This window comes from Pantoea sp. 18059, from assembly GCF_902706165.1.
Classification (GTDB): domain Bacteria; phylum Pseudomonadota; class Gammaproteobacteria; order Enterobacterales; family Enterobacteriaceae; genus Pantoea; species Pantoea agglomerans.
In genome coordinates this window covers 225825-251157 of sequence record NZ_CACSJS010000006.1, presented here as the reverse complement: position 1 = coordinate 251157, position 25333 = coordinate 225825, and the positions used below count along the sequence as shown (strand labels likewise).

Here is a 25333-nt window from a genome sequence, read left to right as displayed (position 1 = left end):
CCGCGACGTCGCCGCCTTTTACAGCGTAATGGTGCCATCGATGACGGTTACGGTATTACCGCCAATCCAGATGGTTTCACCATTAAAGGTTACGTTCACCCGACCGGCACGCTGCAGGGCAGTACCCTGACGCACGCGATAGGAGGTGGTATGGCCTGCGGCTGCAAAATACCGCGCCAGACAGGCGTTGGCGCTGCCGGTCACCGGATCTTCGGTCAGGCTGCCATTTTCCACCAGCAGGCCACGCACTTCATACTGTTCATGCTCGCCCGAGGGCAAACGGCCAAAGGGCATCACGCCCGAGACACCCGCATGTTTAATCAGGCGCTGCAAATCGCTGACATTGGGCTGCAGCGCCAGCACGGCCTCGGCGCTGACCATCGGCACCAGCAGCCAGCGGATACCCATATCCACCACGGTCGGGCTTTGCGTCAGATCGAATGCATCGCTGTTTAAGGCGTTACCCATCAGCGCATCCTGCCATGGCATCAGGGTGGCAGCTGGCGCGGCAAAGGCCAGTCCGCCCGTCTCATTAATCTTCACCGTCACGTTACCGACGCCGCACTCCTGCACGATTTCACCCGGCATACGGGTTGGCCAGCCCGCCTCCAGCAGCGCGTGTGCGGTGCCCAGCGTCGGATGACCGGCAAACGGCAGTTCGCCTTCCACGGTAAAAATACGCACCCGGTAGTCCGCCTCTTCATGTTGTGGCGGCAGCACAAAGGTGGTTTCCGACAGGTTAGTCCAGCGGGCAATCGCCGCCAGCTGGCTGTCGCTCAACCCCTGAGCATCCATAATCACCGCCAGCGGATTGCCATTAAAGGCTGCTGAGGTAAACACATCGACTTGCTTAAACGCGACCTTCATGATGACTCCTTGCGATTGGGTTCAGTGCGGCCTTTTCTCTGCCGGATGATTGCTTATAACAGCTAACAGCGTTATCAATAAGTTAAAGATTTTACCGGAGACTGTGAATGCTAACGATCCTGGGACGCGCCTCCTCAATCAACGTGCGCAAAGTATTATGGCTGTGTGACGAGCTTGACCTTGATTATCAGCGCGAAGAGTGGGGCGATGGATTCCGCTCAACGCACCTGCCCGAATTCATGGCACTCAACCCCAATGCGATGGTGCCGGTACTGAAAGATGATGACTTTGTGATGTGGGAATCCAACGCCATCCTGCGCTATCTGGCGAACGCCTATGGCGGCGAGTGGCTCTATCCTCATCATCCGCAAACGCGTGCGCCTGTCGATCAGTGGATGGACTGGCAGTCCACTGAACTCAACACCTCATGGCGCTACGCATTTATGTCGCTGGTGCGAAATTCACCGGCTCATCAGGATCCACGTCTGCTGGCCGCGGCCAGTAAAGGCTGGGCACACACCATGAGCATTCTCAATCAGCAGCTGGAAAAAACCGGTCGCTACGTTGCCGGACGTAATTTCACGCTGGCAGACATTCCGATTGGTCTGGCGGTGAACCGCTGGTTTGAAACGCCGCTCGAACACCCTGATTATCCGGCGGTACGCACCTATTACGAACGCCTGACTGAACGCCACGGCTATACCGTCTGGGGCCGCAACGGTACACCCTGAGCCTCGCCGCAGGATACTCCCGCCAGTTCACAGGCGATTTCGCCCGCGCGTCTGATCGCCCAGCTATAGCGCGCATCAAACGGATAGCAGCAGGAGAGGCGCAGTGCATGGTTGTATCGCTCGCTCAGCGAATAGAGTGCGCCGGGCGTGACGCAAATCTGCTCCTGCAGCAGCCGATCAAACATCTCGGTGGTATTTACGCCGCCCGGTAACTCGACCCAGAAGACGAAGCCACCGCGCGGCAGCGTCGCGCGGGTGCCCTCCGGGAAGTAGCGGGCGATCAGTCCCCGCGCCTCATCCAGATTGGCCGCGTAGCGACGGCGCAGCGTGCGCAGATGGTGGTCATAACCGCCGGAAGCAAGAAACTCCGCCAGCGTTTCAGAGAGCAGGGCAGATTCTGCCATCGACGACACCGCTTTCAGTCGGGCAATCGCATCATGAAAACGGCCAGCGGCGGTCCAGCCAATACGGAAATCGGGTGCCACGGTTTTGGTGAAGCTGGTGCAGTAGATCACCCAGCCGTCGCGATCAAAGGCTTTTACCGCGGGCGAGAGCGGCCAGTCGAACTGCAACTCGTCATACAGCCCATCTTCTATCAGCGGAACGTGGTAAGTATTCACTAACTTCGCCAGCCGCTTCTTGCTCTCCAGCGACATGCCGCAGCCCAGCGGGTTCTGTGCGCTCGGCATCGCAATCAGCGCCTTAATTCGCTGCTCCTGAAGCAGCATCTCCAGCGCATCCAGCGACAGCCCATGCTGCGGATCGGTGGGGATTTCCAGCGCCTTAAGGCCCAGTGAAGCCAGCAGCGGGAAGAGGAAAAAGTAGGTCGGCGACTCCAGTCCGACGCAGTCGCCGGGCTGCGTGACCGCCCGCAGCGCCAGCTGAAGCGCCTCCATGCAGCCGTGAGTAAGAGTGATCTCATCGGCGGTGAGCGTCTGTCCGGCGTGCAGCGCCCGTCGCGCAATCTCCTCCCGTAAGCGCTCACTACCGGGCGGAAGCGCATAGCGCCCAATCATGTTCGGATCACGGCGCAGCAGTGAGGCAGTAATCCGGGCAATACGCGCCGCAGGAAACAGCTCGCTATCCTGGGGGCAGGCCAGGGAAATATTGATGTAGTCGGGATGGTTCTGCGCCGCAAATACCTTATCGATCAGGTCGAGCTTGCTGCTGCTGGGGTCGCGTACCCGGGTTTTATGCTGACCATGACGGGTCACGGCGGGCAACACGCCGCGCACGTAATAGCCCGACTGGGGACGCGCCTCAATCAACCCGCGATCTTCCAGCAACTGCCAGGCATTCAGTACCGTATTGACACTGACCTGATGTGACTGGGCGACGCGGCGGATCGCCGGCAGACGTTTGCCGGGTTTCAGCGTGCCCTGATGGATAGCCTCAGCGAAGCTCTCTGCCAGCTGCTGATAGAGCGGCTGATCGGAAGTGGGAGCAAGGGACACAGTGGCCTCCGGATTGGATGGGTACAATTGCTGTTAACGGGAACTGTAACCATAACAATAGTGATTTTGTGTCACTGTTACCATCCCTTTTCCCGCCGTAGCATAGAACTCTGTCTGTTTTCAGGAGAGTCACCATGCTCGATCCCTCTTTCTTCAGTTACGTTACCGTCATGTCGATTACGCCAGGCCCGAACAATCTGCTGCTGGCGACCTCAGGCGTCAATTTCGGCATGCGCCGCACGCTGCCGATGGTGTTTGGCATACTGGTAGGTTGTGCGCTGCAAACGGTGATCGCCGGCGTCGCACTGGAGGTCTTACTGCACTGGATGGCGGCGATTCGCCTGCCGCTGACGCTGGCAGGCTGTGCCTATCTGTTGTGGCTGTCATGGAAGATTTTCCGTGCGGCAGCACCTGAAGTGCGCAGCAAGCCGCAGCCCATGACGCTGCTGGGCGGTGCCTGTTTCCAGGCGATCAATCCCAAAGCCTGGCTGATGGCGACCAATGTGGCGCTGTTGTACAGCGCCAGCAGCGGCGTGCTGACGGTGATGATCGGCTTTATGCTGCTGAACCTGCCCTGCATTCTGATCTGGGCTGCGCTGGGCGATCGCCTGCGCAGCCATCTGCAGATTGCCTGGAAGCGTCAGTTATTTAACAGCCTGATGGCGCTGTCGCTGGTGGCGACTACCATCTGGATGCTGACCGACGCCTTGCTGGCCGCTTAATCGGGTGCACCAGGTGCAGTGGCCGACGGCCATTTCCAGTTCTGCACCTCCGGCACATCTTCACCGTGTTCACGCACATAGCGATGATGCTCAGCGATGCGCTCCTGCAGATCGTCCAGCAGCTCAGGATGCGCATCGGCCAGGCCAGGCACGCGAAGAATCGCCTCCTGCGCCAGATGATAGCGGTCAAGCTCGTTCAGCACCGTCATATCAAATGGCGTGGTGGTGGTTCCCTCTTCATTGAAGCCGCGCACATGGAAGTTGCGGTGGTTGGTACGCGAATAGGTCAGGCGATGTATCAGCGTTGGATAACCGTGGAAGGCGAAGATCACCGGTTTATCCTGAGTAAACAGCGCGTCGAATTCTGCATCAGATTTACCATGCGGATGCTGATCCTGCGGCTGCAGCGCCAGCAGATCGACCACGTTCACCACGCGGATACGCAGTTCGGGCAGTATACCGCGCAGCAGATCCACCGCCGCCATCGTCTCCATGGTCGGCACATCACCGGCACAGGCCATCACCACATCCGGCTCCTCATGCTCTGGGGTGGTGCCCGCCCAGCGCCACTCGCCCATGCCCGCTTCACAATGGGTCACCGCACTCGCCATATCCAGCCACTGCGGCGCAGGCTGCTTGCCCGCCACAATCACATTGATGCGGTCCCAGGTGCGCAGGCAGTGATCGCCAACCCACAGCAGCGTATTGGCATCGGGCGGCAGATAGATGCGCACAATGTCCGCTTTTTTATTGGCAACGTGATCGATAAAGCCAGGATCCTGATGGCTGTAGCCATTGTGATCCTGTCGCCAGACGTGCGAAGAGAGCAGATAGTTCAGCGACGAGATCGGCTTACGCCAGCCCAGTTTACGTGAGACTTTCAGCCACTTGGCGTGCTGGTTAAACATCGAATCGACGATGTGGATAAAAGCTTCATAACAGTTAAACAGCCCGTGGCGGCCGGTCAGCAGATAGCCCTCAAGCCAGCCCTGACGCTGATGCTCACTGAGAATTTCCATCACCCGGCCATCACGCGCCAGCTGCTCATCGTAAGGCTCTGTTCGTTCCAGCCAGGTACGGCTGGTCACGTCGAAGACCGGCGTCAGGCGGTTAGAGGCGGTTTCATCCGGGCCAAACAGGCGGAAATTATCGCGGTTGCGCTGGAACAGCACGCTGAGATAGCGGCCCAGATGCTCAGTGGCCTGCGCCATCTGTGCGCCTGGCTCGCTGACATCGCAGGCAAACTCCGCGAGTTCAGGCGCATCCAGCTCACGGCGCAACAGGCCGCCATTGGCATAAGGCGAAGACCCCATGCGTTTATCACCTTCCGGTGCCAGCGCCTGCAGTTCCGGCTTTAAGCGACCCTGTTCATCAAACAGGTCGTCTGGCTGATAACTCCGCATCCACGTCTCAAGGATCTGGCGATGTCCTTCATCTTCACGACAGGCCGCGACCGGCACCTGATGCGCCCGCCAGAAATCTTCCACTTTCTTGCCGTCGACCGTTTTGGGGCCGGTCCAGCCTTTGGGGCTGCGCAGGATAATCATTGGCCAGCGCGGCACCCCGGTGGTGGCTTTACCCTGGCGCGCCTCGCGCTGATAAGCGGCGATTTTACTGAAGGCACTATCCAGCGCATCCGCCATCAGCGGATGCATTTTTTCAGGCTCATGCCCGCAGACGAACAGCGGCTCATAGCCGTAGCCACTGAACAACTGGTGCAAATCTTCATCGCTGCTGCGACCCAGCAGCGTCGGGTTGGCGATTTTGTAGCCATTGAGGTGCAGAATCGGCAGGACCGCGCCGTCACGTTCAGGATTCAGGAATTTAATGCCGTGCCAGCTGGAGGCCAGTGGACCGGTCTCCGCTTCGCCGTCGCCAATCACGCAGGGTACAACCAGTTCGGGATTATCGAAGGCCGCGCCAAACGCATGGGAGAGCGAATAGCCCAGCTCACCGCCTTCGTTAATCGAGCCAGGCGTTTCCGGTGCCGCGTGACTGGGAATGCCCCCCGGAAAGGAGAACTGTTTGAACAGACGCTGCATGCCTGCGGCATCCTGCGTGATGTGCGGATAAATCTCGCTGTAGCTGCCCTCAAGCCAGGTATTCGCCACCATGCCGGGGCCGCCATGTCCTGGTCCGCAGATGTAGATCATATCCAGGTTTTGCTTCCGGATAACGCGGTTGAGGTGGGCATAGATAAAATTCAGGCCTGGCGTAGTGCCCCAGTGACCCAGCAGACGCGGTTTAATGTGTTCAGGCCTGAGTGGCTCACGCAACAGCGGGTTATCCATCAGGTAAATTTGTCCGACGGAGAGGTAGTTTGCTGCCCGCCAGTAGCGGTCGAGCAGCGTGAATTCCGGTGAAGCAGGGGAGTAAGACATGCAGTTTCCTCCTGATCGTGCAGCTAAAAGATGGCTTAACCCTAATAGAGAATGCCCGGATCGACCAGGTAACCGGCCAATAAAAAAGGCCCCGCAGTGCGGAGCCTTTTTATCAATGGCGCTGAATTATTTGCCGACGACGAACGCGGTTTCCCGTCCTTCATCGTTTGCTGCCATCGGGGTAACCGGCGAATAGTCGAGCTGCAGAATCCGGCTGGTTTCGGCTAACACTTTCTCTGTCAGCGCTACGTCGCCGTTCAGCTTACGTCCCCAGGATGGGATCACCGCACGGATTTTGTTCTGCCATTCCGGCGAAGCCATCTGCTCAGGACAGACCTTGTGCAGCAGCTCCAGCATGATCGGTGCCGCCGTAGAGGCGCCAGGCGATGCACCCAGCAGTGCTGAAATCGAGCCATCCTGTGAGGCGACCACTTCGGTGCCCAGGCGTAACACGGCGCCCTCTTTTTCATCTTTCTTGATGATCTGCACACGCTGACCGGCAGTCACTAAGCGCCAGTCCTCCTGCTTCGCCTGCGGCACATAGGCGCGCAGGGCGTCCATCCGGTCGCGATCGCTTTGCAGCACCTGATCCATCAGGTATTTCACCAGGTCAAAACTTTTCAGCCCCACTTTCACCATCGGCAGCATATTGCTGCTGTTCAGTGAGGTGAACATATCCATCAGCGAACCCTGCTTCAGGAACTTAGTCGAGAAGGTGGCGAACGGGCCAAACAGCAGCACCTGCTTGCCATCCAGCACGCGGGTGTCGACGTGCGGCACGGACATCGGCGGCGCACCGACGCTGGCTTTGCCATAGACCTTAGCCATGTGCTGCGCGACGACCTGCGGATTTTCCGTTACCAGGAATGAACCGCCCACCGGGAAACCAGCGTAACCGTTGGCTTCCGGGATGCCAGCCTTCTGCAACAGCGGTAACGCTGCGCCGCCAGCACCGATAAATATTCTACCCGCCGTCAGTGTGCGACGCGTGCCGCTGTTCAGACACTGCAGCGTCACCTGCCAGCGACCGTCGGCGAGCTGCTTCAGCTCACGCACTTCCTGGCGCAGACGCAGCTGGAAATTCGCTTTCTTCTCTAATGAGGCGATCAGCTGACGGGTGATTTCACCGAAGTTCACGTCGGTGCCCATCTCCGTCCAGGTCGCGGCTACTTTCTGGCTGCGGTCACGGCCATTCATCACCAGCGGGATCCAGCGGGCAATCTGCTGCGGATCTTCGGAGTAGGCCATGCCACGGAACAGGGTGCTTTTCTGCAGCGCCTTAAAGCGCTTGCGCAGGAAGTCGACATTGTCGTCACCCCAGACAAAGCTCATGTGCGGCGTGCTGTGAATAAAGCTTTTAGGGTTGCGCAGGTTGCCTTTCTGGACCTGATAAGCCCAGAACTGGCGGGAAATCTGGAACGATTCGTTGATCGTTACCGCTTTAGAGATGTCGATGCTGCCATCCGCCTGCTGAGGCGTATAGTTCAGCTCTGCCAGCGCCGCATGACCGGTGCCCGCGTTATTCCAGCCGTTGGACGACTCTTCGGCCACGCTATCCAGCCGCTCCACCATTTCGATGGACCAGTCCGGCTCTAAATCCTGCAGCCACGCGCCGAGGGTGGCGCTCATCACACCTGCGCCAATCAGCAGCACGTCAACGTCTTTGCGCTCCTGCGCGGTAGTAGTGGTGTCCTTTGCCATGGCACTCATCGCGAGCGCAAGGTTTACAGCTGAATTGCACATGAGGCGACATCTCCTCTTCTGTTGACCTGAAGCCCAACAGTTTTGCAGGCGAAATAGTCACGCTTCTTACGAGCGCGTTGCGCTATTTCTCAAAGGTTAAGTCTCAGGTATAGGGTTAAAGCGGTAATAACGCGTTAACTGCACGTTATGCTTTGTCATCTGAATATAACATTCTCGCATCTGAATTAAACATTTGTTTATTTTTTAAATGCAGAAATGATTCAGCATAAGAATTAATCATCAGGGCCAGCGGCGTATTAGGGGTTTTTTAGTGTGAAGTCAGTGGGTTAACGGAAATGGCATGTTGCTGAAAAGCCCCATACTGGTGCAACGACGGAATAGGTATGAACCGTGCGGAATTATTTAATCCGCTGAAATTTAGCGATTTATTATGCAGTAAGGAATAACGGGAATCGGGGGATGAGAGGCTGAAAGGCTGCTTGTGTAAAAATAATGTTACATTTTTGTGAGTCTGAAAATGCGTACACACCGGCGCACGCATCGGATTCACTTATGACTGACTGGCGCTGGCGGGCAACTTTTTCAGACTTATCGCCATGCGGTTGTAGGTGTTCATCAGACCAATCGCGATGTTCAGATCGACAATCTCTTTTTCACTGAAGTGCGCTTTCAGTGCGGTATAGCGGCCGTCTGGCGCACCCTGCTGAGCAATCAGGGTCAGGCATTCAGCCCAGTGCAGAGCAGCCTTCTCTTTATCACTGAACAGCGTACCGGATTCCTGCCAGACCGAGGTCAGCACGATCTTATCCCAGCCCATGCCCGACTTATTCAGTGCTTTGGTATGTAAATCAATGCAGTAGGCACAGCCATTAATCTGCGATATGCGCAGGAACAGCAGTTCCAGTAAAGTGAGCGGCAGATCGGTTTGTGCCAGATAACTGTATACGCCGCCCAGCGCTTTCATGCCTGCCGGTGCTGCACTGTGAAAATCGATACGTTCGCTCATCTTATTGCCTCATTCAGGGTTGATAAGGCGATTTTCAGCCTTTCAATGGAGCAGATAAAGTGCCAAAAAATGAGAGTCTGACTGGTCCATCGCCGCTTTCCACGCTGACACTGCAGCGCGGCGCGTCACGTGGCCTCAGTGAACAACTGCGCCAGCTGATCGAACAGGCGATTGGTGAAGGTCGTTTACAACCTGGCGCACGTCTGCCTTCGTGCCGCGATCTGGCCGCTCAGCTCGGCGTGGCGCGTGGCACCGTTCGCGCCAGTTATGACATGCTGGTTGATGGTCAGTTTCTGCAGGCCAGAGGCGCGGCGGGTACCTTCGTCAGCCCATTACCGCCGTTAAAACCGGTCAATGCCGAGGCTGAACGCCAGCTGCTGGAGGGTGCAGAGGAGTATGAAGCGCCACCGCTGACCTTCCAGATGGGCATTCCTGCCAGCGATGCATTCCCGGCCAAAGTCTGGCTGCGCATTCTGCAGCGTCAGACGCGCATGCAGGTCAGCAGACCGGCCAGCTATCCCGATCCCCGCGGCAGCTTAGCGTTGCGGCAGGCGCTGGTGGCCTACCTGGCGGTGGCACGCGGCCTGCGCTGTCAGGCGGACCAGATTATTATTACCAGCGGCTATGCTGGCGCAATGGGACTGATTGGGCTGGCGATGAATTTTCAGGGTAAAACAGCATGGCTGGAAGATCCCGGATTCTGGGTGGCGCGTCGCGCGGTTGAAGCGCTGCGCGTCACGCCGGTTGCCGTGCCGGTTGATGCCGAAGGGTTGCAGGTTGAGGCCGGGGTTGCCCGCGCGCCGGATGCCGCTTTTGCGCTGGTCACACCGGGACAGCAGGCGCCGCTTGGCATGACGATGAGCCTGGCACGCCGGCATGCCCTGCTTAACTGGGCCAGCCGCGCGCAGCGCTGGATTATCGAAGATGACTATCTCGGCGAGCTTCAGCCCGGCAATCGCGCCGCGCCGGCACTGGCCGCGCTCGACAGCCAGGGGCGGGTGTTGCACATCGGCACGTTCAGCAAGACGCTGACGCCGCAACTGCGTCTCGGTTTTATGGTGGTGCCACCCGCGCTGACGGCCCGATTCGGTGAGGTCTGCGCGTTGCTTTCGCCAGCCTCCTCCGGATTGCTGCACAACGCGGTGGCGGAATTTCTGCGGGATGGCCACTTTATGCGGCATCTGCGGCGCATGAAGCGCGTCTATCATGAGCGGCTGGAGCAGATGATCGCGGCGCTGCATCCTCACTTTCCTGACCTGCAACGCGCCGGGCTGGCGGTGATTGTCCGTTTACCCGCCGGTTCACCGGATCAGGTGATTGCGCAGCAGGCGGTGGAGTGGGGCATGGCACCGTCGCCGCTGTCGATCTGGTATCAGCAGGCGGATCAGCGCGGTGCGGGCCTGTTACTGGGGACGGCCCATCTGCCACGTGAAGGTTATGCGCGCAGTGCCGAACGGCTAAAAGCGCTGGTCGATGCGCAGGCGGTCAGCCCCTGAACCAGCGACGCCAGACAAAACGGATAACAAAAAACTCCAGTGCGCCCAGCAGCAAAAACCAGACGCAAAACACCACCGTGTAGAGCTGATTCAGGTCCTGCAAATGGAACATCTGCAACAGATGCTGCGCTACCGTCACGCTAAAGGCGGGCGCGGGCAGCAGCAGCGCCGAGAGAAAGCCCAGCAGTAAAATGCCACCAGGCACGATCAACGTTTCAAAAGGGTTATTCATAACCGGTATCCCATATTTATCAGCCCGGCATTTTCCGGTAAACGGCGACACGGTTCAATGGTGGCGCGCTGCTTCGTGCGCATCCGGCATGCTACATGGCCAGAGAAATGGTCAGAAAATGCTTTGCTACCATCGACTTAGCGCGATTCATAGCGGATGATAAGAGTTATAGCCTTTGCTATACTTAAATCCCTGATTTTACTGTCTTTTTATCTTTGGGTTTGCATGGTAGACTGCGCCCACTTTTTCATAACTGAACACTTTGTGTGGTGAATTCAGCGTGAATTGCCGCTTTTTCGCCCCAGGTGAATAAATCATGACCTTTATTGCCACTTTAATTCTTGCGCTGGGCATGTCGATGGACGCGTTTGCTGCTGCTCTGGGCAAAGGTGCCACATTGCATCGTCCCGGTTTTAAAGAAGCGCTGCGTACCGGTCTGATTTTCGGCTCAATTGAAGCGCTGACGCCGCTGATTGGCTGGGCGCTTGGCCTGGCCGCCAGCCGTTACATCATGGCGTGGGATCACTGGGTTGCCTTCATCCTGCTGGCGTTTCTGGGTGGACGTATGATGATGGAAGGCTTCCGTCAGACTGCTGTCGCAGAGCCCTGTGAAGCCCCGCAAAGCCATGGCTTTATGGTACTGGCGACCACCGCGGTAGCGACCAGCCTGGATGCGCTGGCTGTTGGTGTGGGTCTGGCTTTCCTGCAGGTGAACATCATTACTACCGCGCTGACCATTGGTGCAGCCACTACGGTGATGGCGACGACTGGCGTATTAGTCGGGCGCTTTATTGGTCCGATCCTGGGCAAATGGGCGGAAGTGCTGGGTGGAGTCGTGCTGATTGCCGTCGGCTCTACCATTCTGTTGCAGCATCTCGGCTACACCGCGTAGGGCTTTTGCACATAAAACCGCCATTTTTGTGATCTGGTTCAAATTTATTTGCTGTTAAAACGCACAGGAGCTATACTTTTTCGGTATATGTTCAACTAAATTTGAATCAGGTGTTCCATGAAACGTATTTTTAAACACGTGTTCCGCGCTTACGTTGAGACGTTCAAACACGTACCGCCGGGTGCCATGTACTAAGCACCCCGCAAGAAACCCTCGATAATCGCGGTCAGGGATCGACCTGTGATTATCACCTTTTCTGCTTTTTCTGCCTTTGCTTCTGCTGATTTAAACCCGCGTTTTTGCACTTCGGGTGCATCCTGTTTGTTGCTACTCCTCTCCTTCTGATTTTCCCGTTATGCGTCACTTTGAGCCAGAAAAGACGTTGCTGCAGTGATCTAATCTGCCCGGGAGATTTCCGGATGCCAGACAAAATGGCGGCATACCTTAAACAGGAAACAAGCACTTTTAATGGGTCACGGGATTGCCTGTGCCGAAACAAAGATTCACGGTTAACCCTGATGATTCTTCCTGAATATTTCAGTAAACCATTCGATAAAGACCCGGACCTTAGGCGGAAGATAGCGTCGGTCAGGGTAGAGTATAGAAACCGGTTTCGTCACAGTCGCATAACCCGATAATACTTCCTTCAGCTGGCCTGTTTCGAGGCAGGGCTTTAATGCCGTATATAATGCGTGAAGCATGCCGAGGCCCGCCACGCCACAGGAAAGAAGGACGTCAGAATTGTTAACTCGTATGCTGCTTCCCGGATGCCGTGAAACAATTTCGCCATTCATGACAAATTTCCATTCCTGGATGTCCCGACTGTGTTCATTAAAAAAATAAATGGCTTTGTGATCTTTAAGGTCATCAGGCGTTAAAGGAGTGCCATATTTATCCAGATAAGAGGGTGCTGCACAGGTGACCATCTGCAGGCTGCCCATTCTGCGCGAAATAAAATTCGAATCAGCAAGCTCACCGAGACGAATAACACAGTCCACACCTTCTGTAATTAAATGGGTCAGGCGATCTGAAGCGGTTAAGACTATTTCAATTTCAGGATATAAAGCCTGAAACTCGCTTAATTGTGGGATCAGGATACTGTGCGCCAGCGCCAGTGGAACATCAATGCGCAGCTGGCCACAAGGTCGCTGATTTGAAGAGTAAGAAGCCATTATATCGCTGGCATCACTCAGCAGCGTTTTAGCCCGCTGATAAATTTCCTCCCCTTCAACGGTCACACTCAGACTGCGCGTTGTGCGGTGCAATAGCTTAACGCCAAGCTTGTCTTCCAGTTGTTGTACGGACTTACTGACCGCAGGGCGATGCAGCTGCAAGGCGTCAGCGGCCCGGGTGAAACTACGGAATTCAACGACGTGAACAAAAATATCCATCAATTCCAGCATGTTCGAGCGCATCATTTAACTCCGCAAAAAATATTCCTGCCGAAATAGTGTATTGCGGATTATATCTCATTCCGATTGTTTCTCCTGCAGTAACACTGACGTCCTTTTACGTGGCTTTTTACGCCTCCCTGCTTTTTTTATCATCGTCCTATTCGATGCATACACATGGGAAATGACAAAATGAAAGCATGGTTACTGAAAGATTTTGGCCTTGAAAACTTAAAGCTTGAAGAGGTGGAAACGCCTGTACCTGGTCCGGGTGAACTTCTGGTTAAAGTTGGCGCGGTGTCTCTGAACTTCAGGGATAAGGCGATAGTAGAAGGCTTCTATGAGCCTCATCTGGTTCCAAAGCCACTGATTCCTGTCTCTGATGCCACAGGTACCGTTGTTGCCACGGGACAGGGTGTATCCCGTTTTAGCACGGGTGATCGCGTTAACTCGCATCTCTATTCACGCTGGTTAGAGGGTGAACCTGCAGCCGATGAGCCAGCATGGTGTATTGGAATGCCGTTACCCGGCGGGCTGGCTGAGTACATGATTATTCATGAGGACAGCGCAGTTAAAGCGCCTGACAGCATGACCGATGAAGAAGCCTCTACACTTCCCATCGCTGCACTTACGGCATGGTACTCGCTAATGGATATCGGCAATCTGCAGCCCGGTCAGACCGTGCTCGTACAGGGAACCGGTGGCGTATCGGTCTTCGCTGCTCAGATAGCGCATGCCTATGGTGCACGTGTCATTGCCACCTCCAGTAACGATGCAAACCTTGAGCGCGTTAAATCGCTGGGAGCAGATGAAGGGATTAACTATAAAAAATACCCTGAGTGGGAAAGAAAAGTGCTTGAAATTACTGATGGTAAAGGCGCTGACGTAACGATAGATGTCGCCGGGGGCAATGGCATCAATCAGTCAATTGCTGCGACAAAAGTTGCCGGTACGATTGCTCAGGTAGGATTTCTGACCGGCCAGACAGCACAACTTGATTTGATGCCGTTAATTTTCCGTCAGACAAAAATCCGGGGCATTGCGGTTGCACCACGCTCCTCGTTTGATCGGATGAATCCGTTCCTCAATAAACATAATATTAAACCCGTCATTGAACAGGTTTACAGCTTTAATGAGGCGGTTGAAGCCTTCCGGCATCTCTCCCGTGGTGCATTTGGCAAAATCGTCATCAGAATTAGTGACTGATAACGACTTTTTATTCCTCAATTCTGGCAGTTTTCACCGACTGCCAGATACTTTCGGATCCCATTCTCACCGCGTTAAACCCCTTCTCAAAGCGTACTTATATCCTTTCTGCACATCGTCAAAAGGGCCGCTTTTCGTATCACCACGACCGGCAGCGGTGAGTTACTTTTGCGGGTGGATAAGGGACAATTTTCGCCCGGCAAAAACGCTCCTGTCTTAAATCGCATCGGCCAAAAATTCAATAAATGTCCGTACTTTCGAATTGAGTGCCGAACGTTCGGTGACACAGGCATAGATATTCATCGGCAGGGACTCAATGGTGCTCTCGCCACTGTGACCTGACCAGGACAAAGGCCTTAGCAGACCGCTGTCTATCAGTGGCTGAGCTACAAAGCTTGCCAGACGGGCAATACCGCCGCCGTTTACGGCTATTCTGGCGATGATATCAATATCATCGCTGATAAAACTGGGGTTGAGTTTTGCATTAACAGGCTGTCCGTTGACCATAAACGTCCATGGCAGAAACCGTCTGTCGGTGGGATAGCGGAAAACCAGGCAGGCGTGCTGGCTCAGTTCTCCGGGCGTCTGAGGCGTACCAGCGCGATCAAGGTAAGCGGGAGCCGCACAGAATATAAAGGGTAACGATGCGATTTTTCTGGCGATCAGTTGATCATTCAGCTGTGCTTCGATGCGGATACTGACATCGACGCCTTCCAGGCGATGATCGACGTTGCGATCGGTACTGATCAGTTCAATATCTATATCGGGGAAAGACGCTTTGAAAGCGGGCATAAGGGGAGCCAGAACGTACCGACCAAACGCGGCTGTCGTAGCGATACAAAGTGGCCCCTGTGGTTTGGTTTCATTCGCAGCAGCCTGAGAGGCGAGTTCGATATCATGTGGGATGTGACGGACTTTCTCGAAATAGCGTTTACCGTTTTCCGTTAAGGTCATGCTGCGGGTGGTGCGCGATAGCAGTCGCACGCCCAGATGCGCTTCAAGACGGGAAAGACTCTGGCTGACTGCTGCCGGACTCATACCTTTAGCGCGTGCCGCCGCTGCAATACTGCCGTTTTCCACCACGCGAATAAAAGTGCTAATCAGACCTAAAATGTCCATCGTATCCTCAACCGTTAATTCGTCACTTTTACTTAATAATGATTAAAGCATAACCGCTCTACAACCCCCCGCATAAGCTTGTTAAGTTAGCCACAGTCTTATCTACTTTTGTTAAACAGGATATTCAGATGACTGATGCTGCAACAAAAAAAACCTTACGAACCCGCTTGCCGGTGCGCACGACACCTTACATATTTGCGCTTTATATGGCGATCATCATGGCGTTCCTGATGAGTCTGGTCATCACGTTAGCCGAATTCGGAATGGGGCCTCATTACATGACAAATGTGATGAATGCTTACCGGGTCGCCATGCCAGCGGCTTTCTTTTGCATACTGGTTGTCCGTCCTGTTGTTATCCGGCTCGTAGGATTGACCGTTCACGGTCACTGAGACAGTCAGCATGCCCAAAATGGGCGGACAGGTAGGGTTTAGCCCGCTTCTCGCTCATCGCGGCAGGCTGCTTCTGCACCAGAATGGAGGCGGGTGGCAAACCTCCAGCATTTCAGATGCAGGGTGAGGGCGGGCAGGTCGTCCGGATACTGACCGATATCAGGATGAAAGATACCGAAAGCCGGGCGTACGATATGCAGCAGGTAAAGCTCACAGATGAAGAGGGCGATGACAGCGCTTCGCTGGCCGTGCGGAAATTTTTAGGCGATGTGACATTACAGGCTCTGTTTATTGTTAAGCATCAACGTTAAATCGGCACCGTCATTATGACAGGATTAGCCTGCTCCTCTTCGCACACAGCGGAGCCTGAAGCACTTCCTGAGCAGTCAAAATAAAACAGCCATTCAGCCATCTGAGCGTTTAAATGGTTAAAATAAATAAACATATACATTGCTAAATTATTATCGCTATGTCTTAATGCGTCATCGGTTTGGAACACAGACCTTATGAAAGCAGTTTTAGTAAAGTAGTCCTCAGTTCAAGTGTTATCCACAGATATCCTTCTTCGAGAGCCTCCTCCTAAGTGCCCAATAAGTAAATCTCTAACTACAGGCCATCTTCGCCGCTCTTAGTGGCTAATCGATTAAGGAAATATCTATGTCTAACAAAATGACTGGTTTAGTAAAATGGTTTAACTCAGATAAAGGTTTTGGCTTTATCACTCCCGATGATGGCAGCAAAGATGTATTCGTGCATTTCTCTGCTATCCAGGGTGATAACTACAAAACGCTTGATGAAGGTCAGAAAGTCTCCTTCACCATTGAAAATGGCGCCAAAGGCCCTGCAGCTGGCAACGTCACAGCGCAGTAAGCCGCGCTCATTATCAGCGACGCTTACAATAGCGATGAAGACATAAGTCTGAGCAGATAAGATCTGCTGATAATAAAAGAAACCCGCCCAGTGCGGGTTTTTTATTGCCTGAAATTCGCATCATCTCTGGTCCGTTGACCTGCTCCACGTTTATCAGGCTACCCCGATGTTAATCCTCTCTTCATAAGCCCTGCCCGTGATGAAATGTTACGTTAAGCCATCGGGCAAAAGCCATAACGCGCCTTTTGAAATCAGCGATGCTCCCCTGAGGTGTATTACTGATTACCAGCAAGTAATCCATTTCTTTTGCTAACGCTGGATATCGGGCATTGAATGTAAAGCGATACTCCTCGAGTGTTTCAGGCCACTCTTTGTCATGTTCACTTCGAAGAATATTGGTTGCTCTGATTGCCTTTCGTGCAGCAGCACGCTGTAGCTGCAACTTTTTATTTTCGTCAGCAGATAACTGCATTTGACTTATTAATTTTTCCAGCACCGGCAGGAAGTCACCATTCACTGCTACCGCGATTTCTTTTGAAGGTTTAAATGCCTGGAATCGTTGACTCAGGTCCTCTCCATAAACGCAGACACAGTGATGTTTGAGCCAGTATCCCCAGCTAAGCAGATTATCCGGATGCACTACCTGTTGTAACAGACCACAATCAAAATCGACTTTACTGACAACAGGATTATTTTTTTCAATTTTACGTTGTATTTCAGTGAGTTGAAATTTAGCCACTTCGCCGGGATCAACGCTAAATATGACTGTTATATCCAGATCGGACTTCCCGATTTTTGCCCGGCCTTCAGCCACACTGCCATACAAATAAAGGCTATGTATAAGCTCAGGAAAACTTTGGATTAGCTTTGCCACGACCTGTGCAACAATATTCCGGAACTCTGGCTGCAATTTATTGGTTTCTGGCAGGGCAATAAAGCCGTTGTGATCGATTGCCACCCTGTCTCCCTTTTAATGGCGTCATTCACCGGGTTAATAAGTCCTGGGAATCTGAGATTCTCATGGCGGATTAATTATATCTCTCATGTCTGCTTCTCGCTCACAGCGTACACACATCATTCACTGCCGTCATTGCCTTCCCGCTTACACCAGACAGATCTCCCGCCAGAGTTCATCACCCGCAATGCCAGCGTCTTCTTAGGCGAAACCCCATACTTTTTCACACCATCGCGCCGATAACCCGCCTGCTGCCTGATCCCGACCTACACTGAATTATTCTCCCCAAACCAGGAGCAGCGGATGATCCAGAAGCATCGACGAAAACAGGCAGCGATTGTGGCAGGTGTTGGATTGGGTGTGGCGGCCACATTATGGGGCATGAAACGCTGGCGGCAGCTTAAGGAGACGCCGCCGGTGTCGCCGAACAGTCATCACGCCGGTCTGGCCGGTTATTATCAGCAGATTGGTGACTGGCGCATGTTTACCCGCGTTACGCCCAATGAGGCTCAGGGACTGCCGGTCGTGCTGATCCACGGTCTGGTGATGTCGGGCCGGGCGATGGAGCCACTGGCGCTGGCGCTGGGGCGCGACTATCACGTGCTGGTGCCGGATCTGCCCGGTTTTGGCGCCAGCACACTGCCCCCTTCTTCGCCGATCATGTCGGTGGATCAGCTGGCGGATGCGCTGTGGCTGTGGTTACAGCATAACGGTTTCCAGCGCGCTATCTGGGTCGGCAATTCGTTTGGCTGCCAGATTCTGGCCGCGCTGGCGGTGAAACATCCACAGGCTGTGGCGGGACTGGTGCTGCAGGGGCCGACGGTCGATCGTCATGCCCGCAGTCTGCCGCGTCAGCTCTGGCGCGACTGGCGTAATGGCCGGCTGGAATCCCGTCGTCCACCGGGGCCACTGGCCCGAATCGATTACGCCAAAGCGGGCCTGCGGCGCGCCTTCGGTACCCTGCGCGCCATGATGCGCGACCGCATTGAGCATCGCCTTACTTACATTAACGCACCCACGTTGCTGCTGCGGGGCTCGCGCGATCCCGTCTGTCCGGCCCGCTGGCTGGATGAACTCGCCGCCCTGATGCCGCGCAGCGAAAGACTGACATTACGCGACGGGACGCACACATTGCACTACGTCTACCCGTGGAGTTTCTGTCACGCCATCCGCCCGTTCCTGGCACGTATCCAGCAGGAGGATCAACATGAGTAAACCACCAAGAGGGATTGCCCGCTTTGACTCTGCTGCCGCCATGCTGCTTGCGCTGGCCAATGCGCTGCACGACCGCCCCTTTGCCAGCCCCAGCCAGTCACCGACGCTGGATCGCCTGTTGCCGTCGCTTAACCGGCTGCCGACCGGACTGCGTGAGTGGGGCTATGCGCTGGGCGGCATGGCAGAAGGCATCAACCTGCGTCAGGCGGGTGAACTGGATGTGGAAGGGATCGCCGAATGGATGGTGAGTGAATACCCGCAACAGGATTATCCGGCGGCCTTTATCGGTTCATCGAACGGCGCGCTGGTGCATCTGGCGTCAGCGATGAGCGTGCCCTGGCTGCCGCAAACCTTTCTCTGTCCGGTGCGCGCGGCCAATAGCGATCCCGATGATGTACAGGCGAGTTTTGAGCAGGGTAAAGAGGTGGCGGCGGCACTGCTGGCCGCCTGGCCGCGTCTTGCGGTTCACCATATGCATGACCCGAATCAGGATCGGCTGATGCTCGACCAGATGCGCTATTTCCGGCTGAAACTGCGCGAGCTGCCGCTGGCCTTTAACGAATTCCTGATGGGAAGTCTGCCCGCTGGCTCCACGCTGTTTATCAATCACTGCACCCGGCAGTGGCCGGTAACGCGCACCAGCGATCGCTCGTTTTTCCAGTTTGGTGCGCCGGGCGGAGCCAGCGAAAAAGAGTTTATGCAGGGTGGTCCGCGCGTGGCGGAATATCTGGCACGCTATGGCATCGATCGCGAGCGCTGGACGCCGCCGGCCATTACTGACCACGTGCCGGAAGCGGAGTGGGGACTGGATGGTTATCTGATTTCGCCGCTGAAAAAACTGGCGGCGGCGCAGAACTGGAAGCTGATGGAGATTCGTTATGAAGATCCAGAGGCGATGAGCTATGTGGTGGCTGAGATCTACCGCGACTGGTATCTGGCGGCGGGAATTTTACCGACCCGGCTGACGGTGGACAGCTTCCTGTTGATGGACCCGTGGTGCACTCAGCAGCAGCAGGCGATTCCATTCTGGCTGAGCTTCAGCAACGAATCCTCGGCCTCGGCCCTGCAACGCTTCCTGGAAAAACAGCCGCCGTTCCGCAACATCGACATGATGCTCTTTTCTCACGGCACCGACAGTATCGGGCTGGCGGAGATTGACCGCTGGCGGGCGCTGCTCTCCCATGCACGTGATGAAGGCGTATTGATTGGCGTGGATGAGGAACGTTTCCCGCGTGATTTCGCGACGTTTGCCCGCTTCGACTCGGCGCTGCGTGAACGGGCACCGCTGTTGCCACCTCCACCCGCGCTGAGCGCGGAGAAGGTGATGACGGGTATTCAGCGTTATGGTGCGAAACATGGGGTCACCCTGACGGCGCTGACGTAACAGTCGCGCCGTCAGCCGTGATTATTCGCCGTCGGTGATCGGCTGGCGCACCAGCAGCAGGTAGGCGAGTGCGCCAACCAGCGTCACGCAGGCACAAATCATCAGCGCCATGCTGAACGATTTGGTGGTGTCGAGCACCCAGCCGGTGATGACCGGCGCGAACGAGGCGAAGATAAAGCTGGCGAAGTTCTGGATGCTGCCGACAGACGCTGTCATACGGGCGGTGACGTTGGCGTGGATCAATCCCCAGCACGACGTTCCGGCGAAGTGGATACAGAACAGCGCCATCCCAATCAGCGTTACGGCGCTGGTGGTGTCGGTCGCGCGGGTCACCACGGCGGTAAAGCCGGCGGACAGCAGCATCCCGCTGACGATGCAGACTTTGCGGGTTTTCACCGCGTTAAAGCCGCGACGTACCAGCGAGTCGACCACATAGCCATTCAGCAGCATGCCCGCCGCACCGAACAGGAACGGAATCGCCGCCAGCAGGCCGGTACTTTTAAGATCGAGATGATAGGTCGACTGCAGGTAGCCCGGCAGCCAGGCGATATAGAGCCAGGCGGTGTAGTTGATGCCGCTGAAGCCAATCATCATCCCCCACATGGTGCGCTGCTTAAACAGGCCGCGCCACTCTTTGAAGCTGATCGGCTCTTTACGCGAGGCGACGCTGCCCGCCTGCAGATAGTGGATCTCTTCAGCGCTCAGGGTGTTGTTGTCGCGGTCGCGGTAGATCATATACCAGCCGATAGCGAGGAACATGCCGAGGATACCGATCGTGACAAACATGCCACGCCAGCCCATCACCAGCATCATCGCCGCCAGAATCGGCGGAGCCACCGACAGTCCAATCATCGAAGCCGCATTGAACATTCCCATCGGCATGCCGCGATCTTTAATGTTGAACCAGTCGTTGATCACTTTCACGCCGCACGGGTTCATCGGCGCTTCGCCAATGCCGAGGCCGATGCGCACCAGGATGAACTGGGTAAAGTTATGCACCAGGCCAGAGGCGGCCTGGAACAGCGACCAGATAAACATGCCAATGCCGAGCATAATGCGCGGCCCTTTACGATCCAGCAGCGCGCCGCATGGCAGTTGCGCGAGGCCATAAGCCAGCGAAAAGGCGGAGAGCAGGAAGCCGATTTCGGTGGCGCTCAGCCCCATCTCCTCGCGGATGGTCATATTCGCGACCGACAGCGAGCTGCGATCCAGATAGTTGATGATGGCGGCGAACAGCAACAGCAGCATCGCCGTGATCTGAATCTTGCGGATACGCGGTGAACGCACCACGTCGCTACGCATCGGCACGAAATCCTGGTCTGGTGGCGTGTCACCAGCTGCGCTGTCGCGGCCGGTTACTGAAGTCTTTTCCATTGCACTCTCCCGAAACTGGGTACTTATCGTTATGGTGAGAAGGGGTCTGCGCGCAGCGGCAAAAGGCCGCCGTGACGTTGCAGTCGAGACTAAGAGCAAAGGGTTAAGGATGTTGCAAAGATGTTTCTGAATCGTGCGGGAGCTAATGCTTTGTGGTTTTTAATCGGTTTTTAATTGTACTGACCGATTGAGCGCACCATCGAGGTTTTAGCGGTCGCCAGATGGTTATGTAATGCACAGAGGGCGTCGACATCCTGACGGCCAATCAGCGCGGTCAGAATCGCCATATGCTCCTCCAGCGCCACAATATTTCGCTGCTTGAGGTCGCTCTCATCCCACTGATAGTGCGAGTGAAAGATCACCGAGATAATCTCCAGCGACTGATTGAAAAATGGGTTGTTGGCGGCGGATAAAATCAGCGAATGCATCTGACGATCCAGCGCGGCAAAGTGGCGATAGTTGCTGGCGATGGTGTCGCGCATCGATCGGTGACGATCCAGCAGATCCCGCGCCTGAACCCAGCGCTCGTCGCCTGCGGGCAGATTCAGGAAGCGGCTCAGGGCGTGGGTTTCCAGCATCTCGCGCAGTTCAAATAGCTTCTCGGCGTAATCCTGGGTGAATTTTTTCATCCGCCACTGGCCGCGTCTGACCGGCTCCAGCAGGTCATAGCGCATAAAGCGCAGCAGGAATTCGCGCACCACCACCGGACTGACTTTCACCTGCTGCGCCAGTTGCAGCTCGCTGAAGGTATCGCCGGGCACCAGCTGCCGCTGATTAATCATATTAAAAAACATCTGCTCAAAGTGGCTGGCCTGCTGCTCAATCGGCGGCGTTAACGCGCTAAAACCGTCATCTTCGCGCGGATCGCGCACGATAACCCAGGTTTGATCCACCTTATCCAGCACGCCGCACTGATGCAGATAGTGCAGGGTGTGGCGCACCGTAGTCCGGCTGATATTGAACATTTCCGCCAGTGCCGCCTGGGGCGGCAGCGGTGAACGAATGTGGTGCTGAGCGATGCTTTCCAGCATCTGGTTGATGACGTTCTGGCGCAAATTCTGGCTGCGGCTCATCTCACTCTCCGGTTTTTTATGCATTAAAAACCATTCAAAGCCCAAAAAAATCGCGGTGCTTCACACTTCCCGCAAACGAACACCGCAGCGCGTGCAGGATTCGCCATAACTGCCTGCAGGACAACCGGAGAATCACCATGACAACAATGAAAGCACTGGTCATCGCTGAACCACGTAAGATGGTATGGACCACCCGCGATATCCCCACGCCCGCCGCTGGCGAGGTAGTGATTAAAATCCTCACCGCGGGAATCTGCGGCACCGATATCCACGCCTGGTCCGGTAATCAGCCATTCTTCAGCTATCCACGGGTGCTGGGCCATGAAATCTGTGCCGAAGTCGTGGCGCCGGGAAGTGATGCGGAGGGCTTTCAGCCGGGCAAGCGGGTAGCGTTAATGCCCTACATCTCCTGCCTGCGCTGTGACGCCTGCCAGAGCGGCAAGACCAACTGCTGTGAGCAGATCTCAGTGATTGGTGTGCATCAGGATGGCGGGTTCTGCGACTACCTGAGCGTGCCGGTCAGCACGCTGCTGGTGGTGGATGATGTCGCGCCGGAAGCGGCTGCGCTGATTGAGCCCTTTGCCATCAGCGCCCATGCAGTGCGTCGTGCCGCAATTGTGGCGGATGAGCAGGTGCTGGTGGTGGGTGCCGGACCGATTGGGCTGGGTGTTGCCGCTATCGCCGCCGCCAGCGGCGCGCAGGTGGTGGTGGCGGATACCAGCGAATTTCGTCGCCAGCATGTTGCTGACCAGCTCGGCCTGGCGACACTGAATCCGGCTGATGAAGCGTTTTACAGCGCGCTGCGCGAGCAGTTTGGTGGCCGTCTGGCGCTGAAGGTGATCGACGCCACCGGCAGCCCGGCGGCGATGAACAATGCGGTCAACCTGATGCGACACGGCGGCACGATCGTTTATGTCGGCCTGCACAAAGGCGATCTGGTGATCCCGGACAGTGAATTCCATAAAAAAGAGACCACCCTGATGGGCAGCCGCAACGCCACCCGTGAAGATTTCGATCGGGTGCGTGCGCTGATGGCCAGCGGCCAGCTGCGCGCCGAAATGATGCTGAATCATCATCTGGCCTTCTCCACGCTGGATGAAACCTTTGAGGCGCAAATCATCAACAACCGCGAGCTGATCAAAGGCGTGATTCATTTCGACCGGTAACGCGGCCAGTCGGTTCGCGTGGTTCAGGGCGCGGTGAGGGTCTGAAAGAAGTGCGCCCGCACCGCGTCAGCATCCACGCCAAGTGCGATACGCTGGGCGGGCAGGCCGTTAAAGCGATCCTGGCGGGAGGCCAGCGCGCTCAGCTTACGCACCGTCTGACCGCAGGCGATGCCCTCCGTGATCACCCGAAGCGGGCTTTCGGTCAGGGTAAACACCTGTGGCAGAGTGAGCCACGCCACCGCCAGGGTGTCGTGCAGCGCCATACCCTCGAATCCCTCTTTCTCCAGACTGTAAGCCAGGTAAGGGCGACAGATCGCACTCAGCACCGGCTGATTCAGACGCTGAACCTCATCGCCGCTGATCAGCACCTTGTGTGTGACATCCAGCGGGATCACCACCACGTTCAGCGCCGAGGCGAGCACCTGATCGGCAGCATGCGGATCTTTCCAGATATTAAATTCGCTGAAGGGCGTCACGTTGCCACTGTGCCCGTCGGTGCCAAATGCGCCGCCCATGATCACCAGCTCTTTTACCAGCGGAATAATATCCGGCGCCTGATTAATGGCCGTGGCGATATTGGTCAGCGGACCAATCGCCACCAGGGTGATCTGATGCGGCTGCGCCCGCACGCTGTCGATAATAAACTGCACCGCGCCCGGCGCCTGATCGCTGCAGGTATTATCAAACGCATCGCCCAGCCCATCTTCACCGTGCAGTCTGGCAGGCGCAGAGGGTGGCAGCGCCAGCGGTCGTGAACAGCCGCGATAGACCTCCGCGTTAATCGCCATTTTCCCGCAAAACAGTCGGGCGTTTTTCACCGCCTGACCCACTGCCACGTTGCCGAAGACCGTGGTAATCCCCAGCAGATGCTGCGTCCGCGCCGCATAGGCCAGCGCAAAGGCGTCATCCACGCCGATATCGGTATCAAAAATCAGGGTACGCATAGGGTCTCCGCAACAGGCTGTAAACCATCAGCATTACTCCGTCTGTGGCGTGCGCGTCAAGGTTTTCAGCCGCCATGACCTCACTGTTGCCAGCCTGAAACGGGCGTCGTATTATCACCGGCTCAAGGTGATGGCGTGCCACCTTTCCCAACCGCCGGTGGGCTTTACACCGGCTGATGACGCCTGACACTCAATCCTTTCGCGGGAGCTGAGGTGTCAGGCGCAGTTTATCTCTGCCTTTCCCCCTCAGCCCGGCGTCAATCTGCAATCAGGAGCAAGACATGTTGAAACCGTTATTGGCTGTGATGATCGGCGGCTCTGCCGGCTGTGTACTGCGCTGGCTCTTTGCGATGCGCTTTAATGCGCTCTTTCCCAATCTGCCACCTGGCACACTGCTGGTGAATCTGATCGGCGGTCTGGTGATCGGCGGCGCGATGGCCTGGTTTGTTCGCCATCCCGACATCGACCCGATCTGGAAACTGCTGATCGTCACCGGACTGTGCGGCGGGCTGACCACCTTCTCCTCTTTTACGGCGGAATTAATGGGGTTGCTACAATCAGGGAACTATCTCTGGGCGATGACCAGCGCGCTGGTGCATGTGATCGGTTCGCTGCTGATGGCGTTTGCCGGTTTCGCACTGGTCACGATGCTGGGCTGATCCGGCTAAGCGGCGCTTGTCATACTCCTTAAGAGGTAGATACTGTTTCAGGTTTTACGCCCGACCATCCCGCATGAACGGGCGCAGAAGCTGAACGTCA

General features: G+C 55.9%; 25 protein-coding genes and 1 riboswitch. Of the genes, 13 read left to right on the top strand and 12 right to left on the bottom strand.

All coding sequences use genetic code 11. The annotated features are described in order from the left end of the window. Positions 1-18 precede the first annotated feature (18 nt). A complete protein-coding gene (locus GVJ63_RS16885; protein WP_159227146.1) occupies positions 19-867 on the bottom strand; it encodes a PhzF family phenazine biosynthesis protein in 849 nt (282 codons plus the stop codon). Positions 868-974: 107 nt separating this feature from the next. Here GVJ63_RS16885 and GVJ63_RS16880 point away from each other — a divergent pair, with 107 nt between their 5' ends. After that, positions 975-1598: a glutathione S-transferase family protein gene (locus GVJ63_RS16880; protein WP_010253536.1), complete on the top strand. Its 624-nt coding sequence runs from the start codon at positions 975-977 to the stop codon at positions 1596-1598. Here the strand turns inward: GVJ63_RS16880 and GVJ63_RS16875 are convergent. Next, positions 1565-3052 carry a PLP-dependent aminotransferase family protein gene (locus GVJ63_RS16875; protein WP_159227145.1) on the bottom strand — a complete coding sequence of 496 codons (1488 nt, stop codon included), beginning with the start codon at positions 3050-3052 and terminating at the stop codon, positions 1565-1567. The two genes, GVJ63_RS16880 and GVJ63_RS16875, sit on opposite strands and share 34 nt — an antisense overlap. Positions 3053-3186: 134 nt before the next feature. Between GVJ63_RS16875 and GVJ63_RS16870 the strand changes: the two genes are divergently transcribed. Next, positions 3187-3774: a LysE family translocator gene (locus GVJ63_RS16870; protein ID WP_031593770.1), complete on the top strand. Its 588-nt coding sequence runs from the start codon at positions 3187-3189 to the stop codon at positions 3772-3774. On the opposite strand, the gene GVJ63_RS16865 is transcribed toward GVJ63_RS16870, so the two are convergent. The 3 genes from GVJ63_RS16865 to GVJ63_RS16855 all read right to left on the bottom strand — a co-directional run bounded on the left by GVJ63_RS16865 (position 3771) and on the right by GVJ63_RS16855 (position 8865). Beyond that, on the bottom strand, positions 3771-6155 hold the full coding sequence (locus GVJ63_RS16865) for a phosphoketolase (RefSeq protein WP_159227144.1): 2385 nt from the start codon (positions 6153-6155) through the stop codon (positions 3771-3773). The two genes, GVJ63_RS16870 and GVJ63_RS16865, sit on opposite strands and share 4 nt — an antisense overlap. A 126-nt stretch (positions 6156-6281) precedes the next feature. After that, entirely contained in the window at positions 6282-7898 is a 1617-nt protein-coding gene (gene mqo / locus GVJ63_RS16860; protein ID WP_062759585.1) for a malate dehydrogenase (quinone), read from the bottom strand. A 511-nt stretch (positions 7899-8409) separates the two neighbouring features. Beyond that, on the bottom strand, positions 8410-8865 hold the full coding sequence (locus GVJ63_RS16855) for a carboxymuconolactone decarboxylase family protein (protein WP_061704386.1): 456 nt from the start codon (positions 8863-8865) through the stop codon (positions 8410-8412). Positions 8866-8924: 59 nt separating this feature from the next. Here GVJ63_RS16855 and GVJ63_RS16850 point away from each other — a divergent pair, with 59 nt between their 5' ends. Further along, positions 8925-10361, top strand: coding sequence for a PLP-dependent aminotransferase family protein (locus GVJ63_RS16850; RefSeq protein WP_159227143.1), 1437 nt, complete (start codon positions 8925-8927; stop codon positions 10359-10361). On the opposite strand, the gene GVJ63_RS16845 is transcribed toward GVJ63_RS16850, so the two are convergent. Then, positions 10351-10593 (bottom strand): DUF1158 domain-containing protein, encoded by a 243-nt coding sequence (locus GVJ63_RS16845; RefSeq protein WP_010253517.1) that lies wholly within the window; start codon positions 10591-10593, stop codon positions 10351-10353. The genes GVJ63_RS16850 and GVJ63_RS16845 overlap by 11 nt on opposite strands. A gap of 316 nt (positions 10594-10909) precedes the next feature. Here GVJ63_RS16845 and mntP point away from each other — a divergent pair, with 316 nt between their 5' ends. Further along, positions 10910-11485, top strand: coding sequence for a manganese efflux pump MntP (gene mntP / locus GVJ63_RS16840; RefSeq protein WP_010253515.1), 576 nt, complete (start codon positions 10910-10912; stop codon positions 11483-11485). A gap of 117 nt (positions 11486-11602) precedes the next feature. Then, positions 11603-11680, top strand: a complete 78-nt coding sequence (gene azuC / locus GVJ63_RS22565) for a stress response protein AzuC (protein WP_111534772.1) — start codon at positions 11603-11605, stop codon at positions 11678-11680. Positions 11681-11994: 314 nt separating this feature from the next. Here azuC and GVJ63_RS16830 read toward each other — a convergent pair whose 3' ends face one another. After that, on the bottom strand, positions 11995-12900 hold the full coding sequence (locus GVJ63_RS16830; RefSeq protein WP_159227153.1) for a LysR family transcriptional regulator: 906 nt from the start codon (positions 12898-12900) through the stop codon (positions 11995-11997). Between the two features lie 168 nt (positions 12901-13068). On the opposite strand from GVJ63_RS16830, the gene GVJ63_RS16825 reads away from it, so the two are divergent. After that, the gene (locus GVJ63_RS16825; RefSeq protein ID WP_159227142.1) at positions 13069-14082 is read left to right on the top strand and encodes an NAD(P)-dependent alcohol dehydrogenase; all 1014 of its coding nucleotides are present in this window, start codon (positions 13069-13071) and stop codon (positions 14080-14082) included. Between the two features lie 216 nt (positions 14083-14298). Here GVJ63_RS16825 and GVJ63_RS16820 read toward each other — a convergent pair whose 3' ends face one another. Then, entirely contained in the window at positions 14299-15201 is a 903-nt protein-coding gene (locus tag GVJ63_RS16820; RefSeq protein ID WP_033766567.1) for a LysR family transcriptional regulator, read from the bottom strand. A gap of 128 nt (positions 15202-15329) precedes the next feature. Here GVJ63_RS16820 and GVJ63_RS16815 point away from each other — a divergent pair, with 128 nt between their 5' ends. From GVJ63_RS16815 to cspA, 3 genes are all read left to right on the top strand, one after another. Next, positions 15330-15593 carry a DUF2798 domain-containing protein gene (locus GVJ63_RS16815; protein ID WP_010253502.1) on the top strand — a complete coding sequence of 88 codons (264 nt, stop codon included), beginning with the start codon at positions 15330-15332 and terminating at the stop codon, positions 15591-15593. 164 nt (positions 15594-15757) lie between these two features. Then, positions 15758-15904 carry a hypothetical protein gene (locus tag GVJ63_RS16810; protein WP_155740606.1) on the top strand — a complete coding sequence of 49 codons (147 nt, stop codon included), beginning with the start codon at positions 15758-15760 and terminating at the stop codon, positions 15902-15904. A 346-nt stretch (positions 15905-16250) separates the two neighbouring features. Then, on the top strand, positions 16251-16463 hold the full coding sequence (gene cspA / locus GVJ63_RS16805) for an RNA chaperone/antiterminator CspA (RefSeq protein ID WP_010671477.1): 213 nt from the start codon (positions 16251-16253) through the stop codon (positions 16461-16463). A gap of 181 nt (positions 16464-16644) precedes the next feature. Here cspA and GVJ63_RS16800 read toward each other — a convergent pair whose 3' ends face one another. Beyond that, entirely contained in the window at positions 16645-17421 is a 777-nt protein-coding gene (locus GVJ63_RS16800) for a nucleotidyltransferase domain-containing protein (protein ID WP_159227141.1), read from the bottom strand. A 300-nt stretch (positions 17422-17721) separates the two neighbouring features. On the opposite strand from GVJ63_RS16800, the gene GVJ63_RS16795 reads away from it, so the two are divergent. Both GVJ63_RS16795 and GVJ63_RS16790 read left to right on the top strand, forming a co-directional pair. Further along, the gene (locus GVJ63_RS16795; protein ID WP_045139526.1) at positions 17722-18633 is read left to right on the top strand and encodes an alpha/beta fold hydrolase; all 912 of its coding nucleotides are present in this window, start codon (positions 17722-17724) and stop codon (positions 18631-18633) included. Further along, complete coding sequence (locus GVJ63_RS16790) at positions 18626-20017, top strand: hypothetical protein (protein WP_159227140.1); 1392 nt, start codon at positions 18626-18628, stop codon at positions 20015-20017. Before GVJ63_RS16795 ends, GVJ63_RS16790 begins: the two co-directional genes overlap by 8 nt. 21 nt (positions 20018-20038) lie before the next feature. Here the strand turns inward: GVJ63_RS16790 and GVJ63_RS16785 are convergent, their stop codons facing one another. After that, positions 20039-21391 carry an MFS transporter gene (locus GVJ63_RS16785; RefSeq protein WP_010253488.1) on the bottom strand — a complete coding sequence of 451 codons (1353 nt, stop codon included), beginning with the start codon at positions 21389-21391 and terminating at the stop codon, positions 20039-20041. 170 nt (positions 21392-21561) lie between these two features. Beyond that, positions 21562-22464 carry a GntR family transcriptional regulator gene (locus tag GVJ63_RS16780; protein WP_010671481.1) on the bottom strand — a complete coding sequence of 301 codons (903 nt, stop codon included), beginning with the start codon at positions 22462-22464 and terminating at the stop codon, positions 21562-21564. A gap of 137 nt (positions 22465-22601) precedes the next feature. Here GVJ63_RS16780 and GVJ63_RS16775 point away from each other — a divergent pair, with 137 nt between their 5' ends. After that, a complete protein-coding gene (locus GVJ63_RS16775) occupies positions 22602-23630 on the top strand; it encodes a zinc-binding alcohol dehydrogenase family protein (protein ID WP_159227139.1) in 1029 nt (342 codons plus the stop codon). A 23-nt stretch (positions 23631-23653) separates the two neighbouring features. Here GVJ63_RS16775 and GVJ63_RS16770 read toward each other — a convergent pair whose 3' ends face one another. Beyond that, positions 23654-24574 carry a nucleoside hydrolase gene (locus GVJ63_RS16770; protein WP_159227138.1) on the bottom strand — a complete coding sequence of 307 codons (921 nt, stop codon included), beginning with the start codon at positions 24572-24574 and terminating at the stop codon, positions 23654-23656. A gap of 117 nt (positions 24575-24691) precedes the next feature. After that, positions 24692-24767, top strand: a riboswitch (Fluoride riboswitch). Between the two features lie 88 nt (positions 24768-24855). Between GVJ63_RS16770 and crcB the strand changes: the two genes are divergently transcribed. Further along, positions 24856-25233 carry a fluoride efflux transporter CrcB gene (crcB, locus tag GVJ63_RS16765; RefSeq protein ID WP_031593044.1) on the top strand — a complete coding sequence of 126 codons (378 nt, stop codon included), beginning with the start codon at positions 24856-24858 and terminating at the stop codon, positions 25231-25233. Positions 25234-25333 lie beyond the last annotated feature (100 nt).

Excerpts from the sequence above, each read along its gene's own strand:
- GVJ63_RS16830 (WP_159227153.1), bottom strand. The coding sequence starts at position 12,900 with ATGCGCTCGAACATGCTGGAATTGATGGATATTTTTGTTCACGTCGTT.
- GVJ63_RS16855 (WP_061704386.1), bottom strand. The coding sequence starts at position 8,865 with ATGAGCGAACGTATCGATTTTCACAGTGCAGCACCGGCAGGCATGAAA.
- GVJ63_RS16815 (WP_010253502.1), top strand. The coding sequence starts at position 15,330 with ATGACTGATGCTGCAACAAAAAAAACCTTACGAACCCGCTTGCCGGTG.
- GVJ63_RS16870 (WP_031593770.1), top strand. The coding sequence starts at position 3,187 with ATGCTCGATCCCTCTTTCTTCAGTTACGTTACCGTCATGTCGATTACG.
- mqo (WP_062759585.1), bottom strand. The coding sequence starts at position 7,898 with ATGTGCAATTCAGCTGTAAACCTTGCGCTCGCGATGAGTGCCATGGCA.
- GVJ63_RS16775 (WP_159227139.1), top strand. The coding sequence starts at position 22,602 with ATGACAACAATGAAAGCACTGGTCATCGCTGAACCACGTAAGATGGTA.
- GVJ63_RS16785 (WP_010253488.1), bottom strand. The coding sequence starts at position 21,391 with ATGGAAAAGACTTCAGTAACCGGCCGCGACAGCGCAGCTGGTGACACG.
- cspA (WP_010671477.1), top strand. The coding sequence starts at position 16,251 with ATGTCTAACAAAATGACTGGTTTAGTAAAATGGTTTAACTCAGATAAA.
- GVJ63_RS16795 (WP_045139526.1), top strand. The coding sequence starts at position 17,722 with ATGATCCAGAAGCATCGACGAAAACAGGCAGCGATTGTGGCAGGTGTT.
- GVJ63_RS16770 (WP_159227138.1), bottom strand. The coding sequence starts at position 24,574 with ATGCGTACCCTGATTTTTGATACCGATATCGGCGTGGATGACGCCTTT.
- mntP (WP_010253515.1), top strand. The coding sequence starts at position 10,910 with ATGACCTTTATTGCCACTTTAATTCTTGCGCTGGGCATGTCGATGGAC.
- GVJ63_RS16865 (WP_159227144.1), bottom strand. The coding sequence starts at position 6,155 with ATGTCTTACTCCCCTGCTTCACCGGAATTCACGCTGCTCGACCGCTAC.
- GVJ63_RS16885 (WP_159227146.1), bottom strand. The coding sequence starts at position 867 with ATGAAGGTCGCGTTTAAGCAAGTCGATGTGTTTACCTCAGCAGCCTTT.
- azuC (WP_111534772.1), top strand. The coding sequence starts at position 11,603 with ATGAAACGTATTTTTAAACACGTGTTCCGCGCTTACGTTGAGACGTTC.
- GVJ63_RS16780 (WP_010671481.1), bottom strand. The coding sequence starts at position 22,464 with ATGAGCCGCAGCCAGAATTTGCGCCAGAACGTCATCAACCAGATGCTG.
- crcB (WP_031593044.1), top strand. The coding sequence starts at position 24,856 with ATGTTGAAACCGTTATTGGCTGTGATGATCGGCGGCTCTGCCGGCTGT.
- GVJ63_RS16880 (WP_010253536.1), top strand. The coding sequence starts at position 975 with ATGCTAACGATCCTGGGACGCGCCTCCTCAATCAACGTGCGCAAAGTA.
- GVJ63_RS16845 (WP_010253517.1), bottom strand. The coding sequence starts at position 10,593 with ATGAATAACCCTTTTGAAACGTTGATCGTGCCTGGTGGCATTTTACTG.
- GVJ63_RS16790 (WP_159227140.1), top strand. The coding sequence starts at position 18,626 with ATGAGTAAACCACCAAGAGGGATTGCCCGCTTTGACTCTGCTGCCGCC.
- GVJ63_RS16820 (WP_033766567.1), bottom strand. The coding sequence starts at position 15,201 with ATGGACATTTTAGGTCTGATTAGCACTTTTATTCGCGTGGTGGAAAAC.
- GVJ63_RS16810 (WP_155740606.1), top strand. The coding sequence starts at position 15,758 with ATGAAAGATACCGAAAGCCGGGCGTACGATATGCAGCAGGTAAAGCTC.
- GVJ63_RS16825 (WP_159227142.1), top strand. The coding sequence starts at position 13,069 with ATGAAAGCATGGTTACTGAAAGATTTTGGCCTTGAAAACTTAAAGCTT.